This is a genomic window from Pararhodobacter marinus (assembly GCF_003122215.1).
GTDB classification, from domain to species: domain Bacteria; phylum Pseudomonadota; class Alphaproteobacteria; order Rhodobacterales; family Rhodobacteraceae; genus Pararhodobacter; species Pararhodobacter marinus.
On record NZ_QEYD01000001.1, the window covers coordinates 495,785 to 508,036 of the forward strand.

The window sequence follows — 12,252 nt, forward strand, 5'->3', positions numbered from 1 at the left end:
CCCCGAAAAGAGGTTCCCGATGGCTGTCTCGATTTCCCCCGATACCCCGCGCGACCCGGCGGTAAGCGCGCTTCTGCAGGCCTCGCATGCCTATCTGCAAAGCCTCTACGACCCCGAGGATAATCATTTCCTGTCCATCGACGCGCTTTGTGCGCCCGATATCCGTTTCTTCACCGCGCGGCTTGCCGGGAAGCCCGTGGGCACGGCGGCGCTGGCGCTCAGGGCGGGATACGGCGAGATCAAGTCGATGTATGTGGACCCCGGCGCGCGTGGCCATGGCGCCGCCAAGGCATTGATGGCCCGGCTGATCGGCGAAGGCCGCGCGCTGGGTCTGCCCGCGCTCAAGCTGGAAACCGGCCCGCGCAATACCGAGGCACTGGCGCTGTATGCCGGCCACGGCTTTACGCGTTGCGGCCCGTTCGGCGACTACCGCGAAAGCCCCGCCTCGGTGTTCATGGGGCTTGCGCTGTGAGGCCGGTTCCGCGCCGGATGGGCCCGGACGAGGATATGACGCCCGTTCATACCCTGCTGACGGCGGCCTTCGCCTCTATGGACGGGATCATCGACCCGCCCTCGTCGCTGGGCCGGATGACGCCCGCCGATCTGGCCGCCGAGGCGCAGGCGTCCGAGCTCTGGGTTCTGGAACCCGGCCCCGTCGCCTGCATGATCCTGACGGACAAGGGCGATACGCTGTATCTGGGCAAGCTGGCCGTGGCGGCGTCGCATCGGGGGCAGGGCGTGTCGCGCGTCATGATCGACCATGCCGTCGCGCGCGCCCGGGCGCTGGGCCGTCCCTCGGTCACGTTGCAGACGCGGGTCGAGCTGACGGCGAATCACGCGGCCTTCCGGGCGATGGGCTTCGCGGAAATCGCCCGCACGGCGCATCCGGGCTATGACAGGCCCACCTCGATCACCTATCGGCGGCGCCTCTGAACCATCAAGCTTCGTTGCACCTGCGACAATCCGGCCCTTCACATTCTAAAAAGTGAATGTTATATGAATTCCATAAAATGAATGTATGGAGCCGAGTCATGCCGCTTTCCCGCCCCTCCGACACCTATTCCCCGATGTATTTCCTGTCCTCGCTCGGCGCGGGGGGGTTGTCGGTGACCTTCTTCATGTGGCTGATGTTCTGGGTGCCGCATCCTGGAAAGACCGTGCCGGTCTTCGAAGACATCATGGCGGCGTTCCGGTCCGGCGACGCGCTGATGCAGGCGATGATCGTGGGCGCCTGGGCCGGGATCGCGCTGTTTGTTTTCCTCAATCTGAAATCGCTGGTCTGGAACCTGACGCATTTCCGCGCCTGGACACAGACCGACGCCTACCGCGCCTTCCTGAAGACCAACGCGCAGAGCCAGCTCATGGCAATGCCGCTGGCGCTCGCCATGTCCGTCAACGGGCTGTTCATTGCCGGGCTCGTCTTCGTCCCGGGCCTGTGGAGTGTGGTCGAATACCTGTTCCCTCTGGCGCTGGCGGCCTTCACCGCGATCGCCGTCTTCGCGTTCCGCACCTACGGTCATTTCATCGCCCGCATCAAGGTCGAGGGCGGGTTCAACCATGCCGCCAATAACAGCTTCGGCCAGATCCTGCCCGCCTTCGCCTTCGCGATGATCGGCGTCGGCATGGCCGCCCCTGCCGCGATGAGCACCAGTCCCGCCGTGGTCGGCCTGTCGATCTTCGCCTCGACCTTCCTGATGGTGACGGTCCTGTTGATCGCGGGCGTGGCCCTGATCCTGGGCATCCGCTCGATGCTGGATCACGGCACGAATGCCGAAACCGCACCGACGCTGATGATCCTGATCCCGCTGATGACGATCCTCGGCATCCTGATGATGCGCCAGTCGCACGGTCTGGGCGTGCATTTTGAAGACCACAGCACGGCAGCACAGACCTTCACCTTCCTGGCGCGGATGATCTCGATCCAGCTTGTCTTCGCGCTGTTCGGCTGGCTGATCCTCGCCCGCCACAATTACGCCAAGCGCTTTCTCTGGGGCCGCGAAACTTCGGTCATGAGCTACGCGCTGGTCTGTCCCGGTGTCGGTTTCGTGGTGCTGATGCAGTTCTTCATCCACAAGGGGCTGGTCGCCACGCATCTGGTGGACAAGTTCTCGCCCGCCTACTGGGGCTTCATCGCCATCGCCCTGATCGTGCAGGCCGCCATGATCGCGCTGGTCTTCACCCTGAACCGCCGGCATTTCGGCGCCCCCCGTGCCGTGGCCGCCGTCCCGGCCGAGTGACCCAACTTGATAATCCGGCCCGACAACGCGCACCGGCGGCCTCCCGAAGGCCGCCGATGCCGTTTGACGCCCGGCCAATTGCCCTCAGGCAGGCTGACCCGCGCCTGTGCTTTCACTCTGCAAAAAATACTCATGCGCCCGAATCCACGGGCGCCGCCTTCAGGTGAACGTCACCCCGTCCGGCCAGCCCGCCCCGCGCCGCAGCTCGTCCGGGTCCATCACCCGCTTGCCCTCGCGCTGGGCGCGGTCGACGGCCACGGCGCCGTCGCCACAGGCCACGGTCAGATCGTGCAGCAATGTGCCGGGCGCGCCGGTTTCCTCCACCGCCACAGCCCCCAGCAGCTTCAGCCGCCCGCCCGGCGTCTCGCACCATGCGCCCGGAAACGGCGACAGGCCGCGGATCTTGCGTGCCACGGCCTCGGCGGGCCGGGTCCAGTCGATCCGCGCCTCGGCCTTGTCGATCTTCGCGGCATAGGTGACGCCGTCCTCGGGCTGCGGCTCGGGCGTCAGGGTCTCAAGCCGCGCGAGAGCCTCGCCGATCAGCCGCGCACCCATCGCCGAGAGCCGGTCATGCAGCTGCCCGGTGGTTTCGCCCGCGCCGATGGGCGTCGCTTCACGCAGCAACACGGGCCCGGTATCGAGCCCCGCCTCCATCTGCATGATGCACACGCCCGTCTCGGCATCGCCCGCCATGATCGCCCGGTGGATCGGCGCCGCGCCGCGCCAGCGCGGCAGAAGCGAGGCGTGGATGTTCAGGCAGCCCTGCCTGGGTGCATCCAGCACAGGCTGGGGCAGGATCAGCCCATAGGCCACGACCACCGCGACATCGGCCCCGAGCGCGGCGAAACCCGCCTGTTCGTCGGCGCCTTTCAGCGAGACCGGGTGGCGGACCTCAAGCCCCAGCTCCAGCGCGCGGGCATGGACGGGCGTCGGGCGCTCCTGCTTGCCGCGTCCGGCACGGCGGGGCGGCTGGGAATAGACGCAGATCACCTCGTGCTCGGCGTGAAGCGCTTCCAGCACCGGCACCGAGAAATCCGGGGTTCCCATGAAGATGACGCGCATCCGATGCCTCCTGAGCTGCCTTGCCGGGATTGCCCGGTTCGCGGATCAGCTACACAAAGACCGGGCGGGGGTGCAACGGGCGGGGCCGTCAGCCCTGCGCCTTCTTTGCCTTGCGCAAAAGCATGTCGCGCTTCACCTTGCTCAGCCGGTCGAAATACATTTGCCCGTTCAGATGGTCGATCTGATGCTGGACCGAGGTCGCCCAGAGCCCGACGAAATCGCGCTCCTCGATCTCGCCCTCCGCGTTGAGAAACCGCACCGTCACCGCGCGGGGCCGTTCGATGCGCGCATGGACGCCGGGCAGGTTGGGGCTGGCCTCATCATGCGCGCGCAACTGGACCGAGGCATGCAGGACCTCGGGATTGGCCATCCGCACCGCCTGTCCGCGCGCTTCCGAGGCATCGACCACCGCCAGCCGCTTCATCACGCCGATCTGCACGGCGGCAAGGCCCACGCCGGGCATCGCCTCCATCGTGTCGATCATGTCGTCCCAGATCGCGCGGATCTCGTCGGTGATGGCCTCGACCGGCTCGGCCGGGCTGCGCAGACGGCGGTCGGGCCAGGGCAGGCAGGGTCGGATCATCGCGTCCTCGGTCTTGTCGCTGCGGTTCAGCCCCGCGCGCGGTCGCGCTTCAGCTTTTCCATCTTGCGGGTGATCATCTGCCGTTTCATAGGGCCCAGATAATCGATGAACAGCTTGCCGTTCAGGTGATCGAGCTCGTGCTGCGCACAGGTCGCCCAGAGCTTATCGAACTCTTCCTCATGCGTCTTGCCATCGAGCCCCAGCCAGCGCATCCGCACCGAGGCGGGGCGCGAGACTTCGGCGAACTGGTCGGGGATCGACAGGCAGCCTTCCTCGTAGCTCTTGCGTTCGTCCGAGGCCCACAGGATTTCCGGGTTGATCAGAACCATCGGCTGCTGCGCCGTGTCCTCGTCCTTGACGCAATCCATGACGAACAGGCGCTGCATGACGCCGATCTGCGGCGCTGCCAGACCGATGCCCGGCGCGTCGTACATGGTTTCCAGCATATCCTCGGCCAGTTTGCCGATCTCGGGCGTGACGCTGTCGATCGGGTCGCAAACCTTTTTCAGGCGGGGATCTGGGTGCAGAAGGATGGATCTCAGGCTCATTTCGCTGATCTAGGCGATCCTTTGGCGCCGCGCAACGGCGCCGAGCGCGCAAACCCGCGACAACCGGGGGCTTTGGGCGGTTCCGCTGTCATTTGTGGGGTTGATCCTGCCGTTTGCGGCGGCATTCTACCACACATGTTAAGGAGACACGGATGAACTTCGACGAACTCATCGACCGGCGCGGAACGCATTCGGCCAAGTGGGACATGATGGAGCCGATGTTCGGCGTCTCTCCCGACGACGGTATCCCGATGTGGGTTGCAGATATGGATTTCCGCCCGCCGGCATCGGTCACGCGCGAATTGCAGGCGATGATCGATCACGGCGTTTTCGGCTATTTCGGCGACGATTCGGCTTACAAGGCGGCGATCGACTGGTGGATGAGCACGCGTCACGGCTGGCATGTCGAACCCGAATGGATCTTCACCACGCACGGGCTGGTGAACGGCACCGCCCTGTGCATCCACACCTGGAGCCAGAAGGGCGACGGGGTGGTGCTGTTCACGCCGGTTTACCACGTCTTCGCGAAGATCATCAAAGCCGCCGGCCGGACCGTCACCGAATGCCCGCTGGCGTTCCGCGACGGCCGCTACGAGATGGATTTCGAGGACGCCGCCAAGCGTCTCACCGGCAATGAAAAGATGGTGGTGATCTCGTCGCCGCATAACCCCGGTGGCCGTTGCTGGAGCGATGCCGAGCTGAAGGCGCTGGGCGCGTTCTGCAAGGCGCATGATCTCCTGCTGATCTCGGACGAGATTCACTGCGATCTCGTCTTCCCCGGACAGACGCATGTGCCCGCGATCAACGCCTTGCCCGACATGCTGGACCGGCTGGTGATGATGACCGCGCCGACCAAGACCTTCAACATTGCCGGCGCCCATAACGGCAACGTCATCATTCCCGATCCCGCGCTGCGCGAAGCCTTCGGCGAGACGATGATGGCGCTGGGCATGTCGCCGGGCTCATTCGGCCTGCGCATGGAGACCGCCGCTTACAGCCCCGAGGGCGCGGCCTGGGTCGATGAGCTGATGGTCTATCTCGATGGCAACCGGCAGCTGTTCGACGAGGCCGTGAACCGGATCCCCGGCCTGCGCTCGATGCCGCTCGAGGCGACCTATCTGGCCTGGGTCGATTTCTCGGGCACCGGCATGGACAGCGCCGAGGTGATCCGCCGCATCGAAACCGAGGCCCGGATCGCGGTCAATCACGGCTCGACCTTCGGAACCGGCGGCGAGACCTTCATGCGCTTCAACATCGCCACGCCGCGCGCCCATGTGCAGGAAGCCGTGTCACGTCTGGCCGCGGCCTTTGGCGACCTGCAGTAAGCGGGCCGGATGCGCAGCAGAAAGGGCCCTGAAACGGGCCCTTTTTAATTCGGATTTGTCCGAATCAGCATCGCCGTCCGTTACGTCGGGCTGGGCAGGTAGCCGCTGTTTTCCGGCCGGTCGATGGCGTAATCGCGGATCGGCGCGTCGGTGATCGTGGTTTCGCGCTTGAATTCATAGCGCATTTCGCCGTGCTCATCCTCGACCGCGATGATCAGCGCCTGAATGATATGGCGCGGGCCGTTATAGATGTCGACGAAGCCCCGCAGCGCGGGAATGCGCGTGGCATCGACGGCAAAGCCCGTCTCCCACAGCCGCAGGATCGGATAGACGTCGTCGCCGACATGAACCGACAGCCGCGACCCCTTGCGCATGTCGCGCGCCTGCGCCGCATGCAGGCCCTTCAGCACGTCCTCTGGCAAAAATTCGAACATGATCGGACCTCCCGATTCCCCTTGGCGGGCATCCTTGTCATCAACCTTAGCGAAAACAAGTTACCGTTGTGTCGCGACCGGATCTTTTTCCGGCTGTGTGGCCCTGCACAGAGCCTGCGCAGGTCTCAGTTCCCAAGTTTGATTGACCATCCGGCCCGGACAGCCACCTTTACGCAAAAGGAGATAGAGTGATGGGTAGACTTGTCGACGGCCGCTGGCATGACGAATGGTACGATACCGAAAGCACGGGCGGAAAATTCCAGCGCAGCGAAGCCAGCTGGCGCAACTGGGTCACGGCGGACGGTTCGGCCGGACCCTCGGGCGAGGGTGGTTTCAAGGCTGAAAGCGGGCGCTACCACCTGTATGTGTCCTATGCCTGCCCCTGGGCGCACCGCGCGCTTATTTTCCGGTCTCTCAAGGGGTTGGAGGATCACATCGACGTCTCGGTCGTGCATCCCGACATGCTGTCGAACGGCTGGGAACTGCGCGACGATTTCCCCGGCGCGACGGGCGACCGGCTGTTCGATTTCGACTTCCTGCACCAGGTCTATACCCGCGCCGATCCGCTGATGACCGGGCGCGTCACGGTGCCGGTCCTGTGGGACAAGGAACGCGCGACCATCGTGTCGAATGAAAGCTCGGAAATCATCCGGATGTTTAATTCGGCTTTCAACGAAATTACCGGCAACACGCTGGATTTCTGGCCCGAAGACCTGCGCGAGGCCATCGAGCCCGTGAATGCGCGGGTGTATGACTCTGTGAATAACGGCGTCTACAAATCCGGTTTCGCCACCTCGCAGGAAGCCTACGAAGATGCCGTCCACCCGCTGTTCGATTCGCTCGACTGGCTGGAGGAGCGGCTGTCGGACAAGCGCTTCCTGATGGGCGACCGCGTGACCGAGGCCGACTGGCGTCTGTTCACCACGCTGGTGCGGTTCGATGCGGTCTATCACGGCCACTTCAAGTGCAACCGCCGCCGCATCGTCGATTATCCGAATCTGTGGGATTACACGCGCGCGCTGTATCAGGTGCCGGGCGTGGCGGACACGGTCTTCATGGACCACATCACCCGCCACTATCACTACAGCCACGACACGATCAATCCGCACCGGATCGTCCCCATCGGGCCGGTTCTGGATTTCGAAACGCCGCACGGGCGGGGCGATGTGCTGGGCTCGGTAGCCTGACGCGGTCCTGAAACGACGCAGGCGCCCCTCAATGGGGCGCCTGATCCTGGTCATCCTCGGACGCGCTCAGCGGCAGTCGAAACTGGCCGCGACGGCGGGATCGTCGCCCGCATACTGTGCGACCTGCGGATAGACGCAGAGCGGCCGGGTGTGCCCCGCATTCGCCGCCGATTCCGCGTCCCCTTCGGGGAAAGCCGCCTCAACCGTGCCGGGCGCCTCGCCGTCTTCGACCCAGGCGACCAGCGCGTCGAGCAGATCGAACTGGCTGGCCGAGTTTCCGCCCGGCCCGTGCGGCATCCCGGGCACCAGGTAGAGCCGCAGGAAATCGTCGGCCTCGGGATTGTTCGCCTGAACGCGCTCGACGTAATCGATCGTGTCCTTGACCGAAAAGACCGGGTCCGCCGCGCCATGGAAGATGATCAGCCGCCCCTCTTCAGCCTCGAAGGCCTCGAGCGTAGGGTCATCCACATTCGGCACGGCGATCAGCGACATGGCGCTTTCGGGGAAGTCGCCGGTCCGGGCAAAGATCGCCTGGCTGCCCGCCTCGATATCGAAACCGGCCATGAAATCGAGCAGCTCTTGCGGAGAGCCGCCCACCTCGACCGGCGGCGTCGAGAAGATCTGCGCGGTGGCGCCCGCCGCCATGGTGGCGATCAGCGGGTTGTGGTCCCATGGCGGAATCGGACTTTCCAGGTTCCAGAACCGCCAGTTGCCCGAGGCAATGCCCGGATCCCAGTACCAGCTGTTGTAAAGCAGCTCGCCGCCGGCGCTCACGGGCCCGGCATGGCGCGCCACAAGCACATCGACCTGCTCGGCGGTCAGACAGTCGCTGTTCTGGCCGTCGGTGCAGACCATGACCTGCGGGTCGAATTCCTGCTGGCATTCCATCATCGCATTGACGACGCCGTCTTCCAGCCCGTCGAGCGCGTCGCAGGCATTCAGGATCGACTGCGCGACCACCGTCAGATCCTCGCGGCTGAAGGCGTCGGCCAGCGTGCCGCCCAGCGACAGGAAAAGCTGGATGTCCAGCGCGCTCTGCAGCCCGGTGCGCGGCAGGTTGAAGCCGGGAAAGCCTGCCAGAATGCCGTCGAAAGCTCCCGGCATCCGCTCGGCCTGAACCAGACCGTGACGCCCGCCATTCGAACGCCCATAGCCATAAACGTGATGCGGCGCCTCGCCGTAATAGGCTTCGGTCAGCGCCATGGCGGCGGGTTGCAGCGTCTCAACCGCGCCATAGCCATACATCCGCCGGGCTTCGAAATCATGGCCGAAGGCGGTGCCGCCCGCCAGTCCGCGATCCGGCCGGGCCGCACCGTCATGGCCGGCATCCGAGCTGACCACGGCAAAGCCGCGTCCCAGCGCCGGAACGTCGCCGATACCCGCGCCGCCACCAAGGGCCGGCACGACCTCGCCATCCGCGCCGCCGTTGAACTGGTGCAGGAACCGTCCCGACCAGTCGTCAGGCAGCCGCAATTCGAAGCGCAGCGCATAGGGTTGGCCATCGGCCCCGGTGCGTTCGGCCATCACGCCGCGCAGGATGCAGTGATCGGCGGGCGAATCGTCGCCCGCCGGGCTATAACTGGCTTCGGTCAGCCGCACGCCCTCGACGGCAAGATCCATGGCGGCGGTACAGCGCGCTTCGGCCTCGGTCTCTTGCGCCTGCGCGGGCAGCGCCGCGAGCGCGGCGAGCGACGCCACCGCGATTCGTGTGAGTCTCGACATCCATTCCTCCCTCTGGACAACGATCAGCAGAGGGAGTGTTCCTGAAAACCGTTGGCATGGCTACCCTAAGTCGCGCTCAGAGCGCCGGGATTTGCCAGACCTCGGCGGGCTCCATCGCGCGGAAGCGGGACAGGTCGACCGAGTGGCGGTCCAGCATCTCGGCCAGCCGGTCGCGAGGCTCGTCGCGGCCCTCGTTCGTCAGCTGGATCGTGCCCCAGTGATGCCCCACCCCATGCGCCGCGCCCGAGGCAAGGAATCCCTGCACGGCCTCGTCCGGGTTTTGATGTTGATCGGCCATGAACCAGCGCGGATCATAGGCGCCGATCGGCAGGATCGCGGCGCGGATCGGGCCGAACCGCCCGAGCCCCTGATAGGGGCGGCCCTGATCGAAGCCGGTATCGCCGATGAAATGCACGGCCCCGCCCGGCGCGGTCAGCATGAAGGCCGCCCACAGCGCCATGGAGCGATCGGTCACGCCGCGCGCGCTCCAGTGATGGCAGGGCAGGCAATGCACGCCCAAGGGGCCGAAAGGGATGTCGTCCCCCCAATCCATCACCTCGGTCCGCAGCCCGGTTCCGGCGATGATCGCATCGTTGCCCAGGGGCGTGATCACCTGCGGATCATGCGCCGCTTTCAGGCGCTGCAGCGTGGGCAGGTCCAGATGGTCGTAATGGCAATGCGACAGCAGGATCAGGTCGATGGGCGGCAGGTCGGTAAAGGCGATGCCGGGGGCGATGACGCGCCGTGGTCCCGCGAACGAGACGGGCGAGACACGCTCGGACCAGACCGGATCGGTCAGGATGTTCAGCCCCTGCATCTGGATCAGCAGCGTTGCATGGCCGACCATGGTGATGGTCAGGTCCTGCACCCGTTCGGCTGGACGGGCCGGGCGGATCATCGGGATCGAGGCGGGCCATTCCGTGGGCTTCGGGCCGAAGCGCCAGCGCATCAGGTCGCTGAACCCTTTGGGCGCCGAGCCGCCGGGGTTGAAGAACCGCACGCCGTCGAAATGGTCGCTGACCGGGCCGTCGTAATAGCGGTTGCGCCCGCGCCGAACGGCGGTGGCCGCGCCGCCGGCAGCGGTCACACCCGCGAGTCCGGCAGCGGTACGAAGAAGGGTGCGACGCTTCATCTGGAACCCGTTTGGCAGGGGAAGGGCGGGGACAAAACCTCGCCCGCCTTACAGATAGAGCCCGACCCGGCGCAAACCAGCCCTTCGTTACCGGCTTGTTTTACCGGCCCTGCGACAGGGCGGGATAGGCACGCCGCACGGTCCGGGTCACGGCGATCACCACGGCGATCTTGATCAGGTCGCCGGGAATGAAACCGAGAGAGCCGATGAAGGCCTGCGACAGGCTCAGCCCCGCCACGGCCGAGATCCACGGCACGCCGATCAGGTAGACCAGCCCGATGCCGAACACGGCAAGGATCGCCAGTTCGCCGGGCAGACCGGGATTGAACCGCGCTCGCTGATAGGCCCAGCCGATGGCGAAGGCCGCGATGGGCCAGGCCAGGACGAACCCGCCCGAAGCGCCCAACAGAACGCCCATGCCGCCGCGCCCGCCGGCCAGCAGCGGCATGCCCACCGCGACCAGCACATAGAACAGCGCCAGCGCCAGCCCGCCGCGTTTCGCGCCGACCAGCGCCCCGGCCAGCATCGGCCCCATGCTTTGCGCGGTGATGGCGACGCCCACCGCGGGCAGGGTGAGCGGGGGGAACAGCCCCAGCGCGGCGGTCAGCGCGGCGAACAGCGCGATATGGACGATGTCACGGGTGCTCATGGACGGGTGTCTCCTGTCGGACGGGGGGATTGTGGGGCGGGATCATAGCCGCGCGCCTCGATGGCGTCGGCAATGTCGTCGGCCATTTTCAGCAGCCGCACGATGACCGGAACGGCGGTGGCGATCACGCTGCGTTCCAGCCCCCGGGCGCGCTGGGCTTCGCGCACCTCGGCGGTGATCGCGCCCAGCACCGGGATGAAGCGCAGGGCAAGCGACAGCGCAAGGCTGACCTTGGCCGGGTTCACGCCCAGCGGTCTGAGCCAGAACAGCGCGCGCTCGAAGGCCGCGATCATGTCCGAGGCTCGCGTCGTCAGGGTCACCAGCGAGGCGAACAGCAGCAGCGCCGCCAGCCTCAGCGCCACCATCGCCGCCGAGAGCGCGTCGAACAGCCACCATTGCGCGCCCGCGATGACGGCCAGGATCACAAGCATGGGCCGCAGGATGCGCCAGATCACCCGCCAGCCAAGACCCGAGCCCAGATACAGCGCGATCACGGCGGCGAAGGTGAGAGCGGCCAGATCCAGCCTTGGCACGGCCAGAAGAAGCGTGCCCAGCGCGGCCAGCGCCAGCAGCTTGCTGCCGGGCGGCAGGCGCCACAACAGCCCGGTGCCGGGGATGTAATCCGACAGGATCACGCCATGCGCCTTTCATAGAAATCGATCGCCGGACCGGGCCGGTCATCGGCGACGATGCGGCCTTCGTCCAGCACGATGACGCGGTCGAAATCGCGCAGCAATTCCAGATCGTGCGAGATCATCACCACGTTCTGCGGCAGCTCGGCGATGGCGCGGGCGACGCGGCGCTTGTTGCGCAGGTCCAGAAGCGTGGTGGGTTCGTCGAAAACGATATGCGCGGGCGCCATCGCCATCACCCCGGCAAGCGCCAGAAGCTGCTTCTGCCCGCCCGACAACAGATGCGCGGGATGCTCGCGAAGCTCGGTCAGGTCATAGCGCGCCAGTGCCGACTCGACCCGCGCGCGGATCTCGTCGCGCGGCAGGCGCAGGTTTTTCAGCCCGAAGGCGAGGTCTTCCTCGACCACGGGAAAGACGATCTGGTTGTCGGGGTTCTGGAACACGAATCCCACGCGGCGCCGCACGGCCTTGCCCTCGGTCCGGGTATCCAGACCGTCGATCAGCACCTGTCCCTCGCTGGGCAGTTGCAAACCGTTCAGCAGCCGCGCGAAAGAGGATTTGCCTGACCCGTTGCCGCCGATCACCGCCACGCGCCGTTCTTCCAGCCGCAGGGACAGATCCTGCAGCACCACGCGCTCGCCATAGCGGTGGGTGACGTCGCGCAGCTCGATCATCGCGCGGCCTGTGCTGCCTGCTTTCGCCGGTCCATCCCTCGATCCCTGCCTCGTCCCCGCCGCCAGC

14 protein-coding genes are annotated in these 12,252 nt (G+C 66.0%); 5 read left to right on the forward strand and 9 right to left on the reverse strand.

Translation table 11 applies throughout. The features are described 5' to 3' along the window. Positions 1-19: 19 nt before the first annotated feature. From C4N9_RS02410 to C4N9_RS02420, 3 genes are all read left to right on the forward strand, one after another. Complete coding sequence (locus tag C4N9_RS02410) at positions 20-472, forward strand: GNAT family N-acetyltransferase (RefSeq protein WP_109531672.1); 453 nt, start codon at positions 20-22, stop codon at positions 470-472. Positions 473-507: 35 nt separating this feature from the next. After that, the gene (locus C4N9_RS02415) at positions 508-933 is read left to right on the forward strand and encodes a GNAT family N-acetyltransferase (RefSeq protein ID WP_245902425.1); all 426 of its coding nucleotides are present in this window, start codon (positions 508-510) and stop codon (positions 931-933) included. A gap of 98 nt (positions 934-1,031) precedes the next feature. Further along, positions 1,032-2,237 (forward strand): TsoY family (seleno)protein, encoded by a 1,206-nt coding sequence (locus C4N9_RS02420; RefSeq protein WP_109531674.1) that lies wholly within the window; start codon positions 1,032-1,034, stop codon positions 2,235-2,237. 159 nt (positions 2,238-2,396) lie between these two features. Here C4N9_RS02420 and fmt read toward each other — a convergent pair whose 3' ends face one another. From fmt to def (C4N9_RS02435), 3 genes are all read right to left on the reverse strand, one after another. Then, positions 2,397-3,299 (reverse strand): methionyl-tRNA formyltransferase, encoded by a 903-nt coding sequence (fmt, locus tag C4N9_RS02425; protein WP_109531675.1) that lies wholly within the window; start codon positions 3,297-3,299, stop codon positions 2,397-2,399. An 88-nt stretch (positions 3,300-3,387) separates the two neighbouring features. Next, the gene (gene def, locus C4N9_RS02430; protein WP_109531676.1) at positions 3,388-3,882 is read right to left on the reverse strand and encodes a peptide deformylase; all 495 of its coding nucleotides are present in this window, start codon (positions 3,880-3,882) and stop codon (positions 3,388-3,390) included. Positions 3,883-3,908: 26 nt separating this feature from the next. Next, the gene (gene def / locus C4N9_RS02435) at positions 3,909-4,430 is read right to left on the reverse strand and encodes a peptide deformylase (RefSeq protein WP_109531677.1); all 522 of its coding nucleotides are present in this window, start codon (positions 4,428-4,430) and stop codon (positions 3,909-3,911) included. Between the two features lie 152 nt (positions 4,431-4,582). Between def (C4N9_RS02435) and C4N9_RS02440 the strand changes: the two genes are divergently transcribed. Beyond that, positions 4,583-5,755: a MalY/PatB family protein gene (locus C4N9_RS02440; RefSeq protein WP_109531678.1), complete on the forward strand. Its 1,173-nt coding sequence runs from the start codon at positions 4,583-4,585 to the stop codon at positions 5,753-5,755. Between the two features lie 80 nt (positions 5,756-5,835). On the opposite strand, the gene C4N9_RS02445 is transcribed toward C4N9_RS02440, so the two are convergent. Continuing rightward, entirely contained in the window at positions 5,836-6,189 is a 354-nt protein-coding gene (locus C4N9_RS02445; RefSeq protein WP_109531679.1) for a hypothetical protein, read from the reverse strand. Positions 6,190-6,380: 191 nt separating this feature from the next. Between C4N9_RS02445 and C4N9_RS02450 the strand changes: the two genes are divergently transcribed. Beyond that, positions 6,381-7,376 (forward strand): glutathione S-transferase family protein, encoded by a 996-nt coding sequence (locus tag C4N9_RS02450; RefSeq protein WP_109531680.1) that lies wholly within the window; start codon positions 6,381-6,383, stop codon positions 7,374-7,376. Positions 7,377-7,442: 66 nt separating this feature from the next. On the opposite strand, the gene C4N9_RS02455 is transcribed toward C4N9_RS02450, so the two are convergent. The 5 genes from C4N9_RS02455 to C4N9_RS02475 all read right to left on the reverse strand — a co-directional run bounded on the left by C4N9_RS02455 (position 7,443) and on the right by C4N9_RS02475 (position 12,185). Further along, complete coding sequence (locus tag C4N9_RS02455; protein WP_109531681.1) at positions 7,443-9,098, reverse strand: tannase/feruloyl esterase family alpha/beta hydrolase; 1,656 nt, start codon at positions 9,096-9,098, stop codon at positions 7,443-7,445. 76 nt (positions 9,099-9,174) lie between these two features. After that, positions 9,175-10,185 (reverse strand): MBL fold metallo-hydrolase, encoded by a 1,011-nt coding sequence (locus C4N9_RS02460; RefSeq protein WP_245902426.1) that lies wholly within the window; start codon positions 10,183-10,185, stop codon positions 9,175-9,177. 145 nt (positions 10,186-10,330) lie between these two features. Beyond that, positions 10,331-10,879 carry a biotin transporter BioY gene (locus C4N9_RS02465; RefSeq protein ID WP_109531683.1) on the reverse strand — a complete coding sequence of 183 codons (549 nt, stop codon included), beginning with the start codon at positions 10,877-10,879 and terminating at the stop codon, positions 10,331-10,333. Further along, complete coding sequence (locus C4N9_RS02470; RefSeq protein ID WP_109531684.1) at positions 10,876-11,514, reverse strand: energy-coupling factor transporter transmembrane component T family protein; 639 nt, start codon at positions 11,512-11,514, stop codon at positions 10,876-10,878. Before C4N9_RS02470 ends, C4N9_RS02465 begins: the two co-directional genes overlap by 4 nt. Beyond that, positions 11,511-12,185, reverse strand: a complete 675-nt coding sequence (locus C4N9_RS02475) for an energy-coupling factor ABC transporter ATP-binding protein (protein WP_109531685.1) — start codon at positions 12,183-12,185, stop codon at positions 11,511-11,513. Before C4N9_RS02475 ends, C4N9_RS02470 begins: the two co-directional genes overlap by 4 nt. Positions 12,186-12,252 lie beyond the last annotated feature (67 nt).

Excerpts from the sequence above, each read along its gene's own strand:
- C4N9_RS02410 (WP_109531672.1), top strand. The coding sequence starts at position 20 with ATGGCTGTCTCGATTTCCCCCGATACCCCGCGCGACCCGGCGGTAAGC.
- C4N9_RS02415 (WP_245902425.1), top strand. The coding sequence starts at position 508 with ATGACGCCCGTTCATACCCTGCTGACGGCGGCCTTCGCCTCTATGGAC.
- C4N9_RS02420 (WP_109531674.1), top strand. The coding sequence starts at position 1,032 with ATGCCGCTTTCCCGCCCCTCCGACACCTATTCCCCGATGTATTTCCTG.
- fmt (WP_109531675.1), bottom strand. The coding sequence starts at position 3,299 with ATGCGCGTCATCTTCATGGGAACCCCGGATTTCTCGGTGCCGGTGCTG.
- def (WP_109531676.1), bottom strand. The coding sequence starts at position 3,882 with ATGATCCGACCCTGCCTGCCCTGGCCCGACCGCCGTCTGCGCAGCCCG.
- def (WP_109531677.1), bottom strand. The coding sequence starts at position 4,430 with ATGAGCCTGAGATCCATCCTTCTGCACCCAGATCCCCGCCTGAAAAAG.
- C4N9_RS02440 (WP_109531678.1), top strand. The coding sequence starts at position 4,583 with ATGAACTTCGACGAACTCATCGACCGGCGCGGAACGCATTCGGCCAAG.
- C4N9_RS02445 (WP_109531679.1), bottom strand. The coding sequence starts at position 6,189 with ATGTTCGAATTTTTGCCAGAGGACGTGCTGAAGGGCCTGCATGCGGCG.
- C4N9_RS02450 (WP_109531680.1), top strand. The coding sequence starts at position 6,381 with ATGGGTAGACTTGTCGACGGCCGCTGGCATGACGAATGGTACGATACC.
- C4N9_RS02455 (WP_109531681.1), bottom strand. The coding sequence starts at position 9,098 with ATGTCGAGACTCACACGAATCGCGGTGGCGTCGCTCGCCGCGCTCGCG.
- C4N9_RS02465 (WP_109531683.1), bottom strand. The coding sequence starts at position 10,879 with ATGAGCACCCGTGACATCGTCCATATCGCGCTGTTCGCCGCGCTGACC.
- C4N9_RS02475 (WP_109531685.1), bottom strand. The coding sequence starts at position 12,185 with ATGATCGAGCTGCGCGACGTCACCCACCGCTATGGCGAGCGCGTGGTG.